Genomic DNA, 1953 nt, shown 5'->3' with positions numbered 1-1953 from the left:
CAATGCTGCTCCTTTGTTTGCTGCAGATCCAGTTAACACAGTATGTAAGACTGAGGATACGAATGTAGCAAAGGACTTATTAAATGCTATAAAAGCCGATATCAAAGCTGCAAATTTAAAATTATCTACAATTTCAGTTGATAAGGAAATTACATGGACTAACACTGCTGTTCTTTTAGGTTCTACCGCTCCAAATGAGAAGAAAGCAACTCTAGAAGCATTATTAGGCATTACACCTGAAAATGGTGAAGGTACTGTTGTTGAATATATGACAACTTTAGCAAATTGTGAAGAAACGACTGATGCTATCTATCTTGCTGGTGATAAGGATGACGATGATCGTCTTACGATTCTTGAGAAAGTGGCTGCTATTGAATCTGCAATAGAATATTTAGAGGATCAATTTGCTGATGATGCTGATTTAGATGGAGCTGATTTAACAGAACGTGAATATAACACTGTAAAACCTTATTATGATGATTTGACTGCTTATTATGCTGATTACAAAAACAACATGTCCGAAGCTGATAAGGCAGGAAATAAAGAAATTTATGATGAATTATTCTCAAGAATGGAAACAGCTGTAGAAGATTACGAAGACAGCTATATCGGTGATTTTGTCGATAGCTATGTTGATGCGCTTAAAGGTGCAGAAGTTATTGAAGATGTAACAGTAGCTATGTTAGTTGATAAAGATGCTGAATTTGCTCGCACTAATCTTTCTGATTTAGAAGATTTCATTAAAGATTTAAAAGCTGATAAAGTAGACGAATTAAAAGATGAAGTAAAATATTCTAAAGTAGCTGATGAAGAAGATGTTGCTAAATATGTAGACCGTTTAGAAGAAATGGTTGAAGAGATCAAAGAAGTAAACGCAATGTTAAAAACAAGCAATACTGTTATTAAAGACTACAAGAAAATTGCTACTAAGGTAGGAGAGTTAGCTACAGAAGCAGCTAAGTATGATGAAGATGATACAGATGCTTACGATAAGAAATTTAATGCATTACGTTCAGCTGATATTGAAAAATTAAAAACGTATGTAGAAGAGGTAGTTGAAAACTTCTATACTGTAGAAACAGTTAAACGTACAAATGGTAACTACAGCTTAAGATTAAAAGATGCAGATTATGCACGTTATCTTGAAAATGAAACTGATGTTGTATCAGCTGCTCTTAAAACATTATTAACTACTAATATTGAAAAAGACAGTGATGAAAGTGTTTATGATGCTTTAGTAGGTCAGACAACTGATATCGATACTTTATTAAAAGCTGTTACAACTGATATTGAAGGAATCACATTAGGTACTACACTAACTGATAAGCAAGCTGCTAAAATTGTTGCTGCTAAAAAAGCTTATGATAAATTAATGGATACTGATGGTGAATTCTATAGTGCTTTAACTTCTAAAGAAAAGAAAGCAGTTGAAGCTAATGAAACATTAATCACTACATTGTATTACAAATTGATCCTTAACGGGACAGTTACTCAATCAGGTTGGGTAGACAAAGGCAACGGCGATTGGGATTACATCGCTGAAGACGGTTCTAGACCTTCTAAGTGGGTAGCTTCTGGTGCCAACTGGTATTATGTAAAGAATGGTACAATGTTACGTAACTCTTGGATCGCTTCTGATGCTCAGGGTACTAGATGGTACTATGTAGATGATAACGGTGTAATGGTTTCTAATACGACTGTTAATGGTTATACTTTCAACTCTTACGGCGTTTGGGTTAAATAATTAACTAAAAACAAAACAAATAACACTTAAAGGAGATTCGTGATGGATCTCCTTTTTGCATACAAAAAGAGATGCACATCACTGTACATCTCAATTTAGTAATTAAATTGATTTACAATTAACCATTGTAAGTAGGGCTCATGTAAACGCCGTAAGAATTGATCCAGCAGCCATCTACAGATTGGTTCGTAACCATCTTACCAGCATTA

1 pseudogene is annotated in these 1953 nt (G+C 34.1%); it reads left to right on the top strand.

Annotated elements, in window-relative coordinates:
* Positions 1–1744: pseudogene (locus tag DAHG_RS21505) on the top strand (hypothetical protein); the annotation flags it as partial.
* Between the last annotated feature and the right edge of the window lie 209 nt (positions 1745–1953).

Origin of the sequence: Dielma fastidiosa, from assembly GCF_000313565.1 — a bacterium.
In the GTDB taxonomy this organism is placed as follows: Bacteria; Bacillota_I; Bacilli_A; order Erysipelotrichales; family Erysipelotrichaceae; genus Dielma; species Dielma fastidiosa.
This window is presented reverse-complemented; position numbering and strand designations above follow the sequence as displayed.